At 67.7% G+C, this 285-nt stretch carries 1 pseudogene; it reads right to left on the bottom strand.

The window, feature by feature from the left end:
* Window positions 1–285 (bottom strand): annotated as a pseudogene (locus ACFHW0_RS31930) (hypothetical protein); the annotation flags it as partial.

Raw genomic sequence — 285 nt, 5'->3', positions numbered from 1 at the left:
TGTTCCAGTGCTCGGTGACGAGGTCGGCGGCCTGCTGCTCCCACTGGGCGTAGTGGTCGGGGTACGCCGACACCTGCACCGTCTGCGCCGCCTCGGTCAGGGGCATGTCCTGCCAGCCGTCGACCTGCTTGAGGCCCTTCAGGAACGCCATGGTCGAGTACTCCGGGTCGGTGATCTGCTCGACCGTGCCCCACCCGCTGGAGGGGCGCTGCTGGAACAGGCCCTGCGAGTCGTGGTCGTTGCGGTCACCCAGGTGACCCAGGTTCTCCAGCTTCGACTCCTGCA

Source organism: Micromonospora sp. LOL_025, assembly GCF_048060285.1.
Taxonomy (GTDB): Bacteria; Actinomycetota; Actinomycetes; order Mycobacteriales; family Micromonosporaceae; genus Micromonospora.
This window is presented reverse-complemented; position numbering and strand designations above follow the sequence as displayed.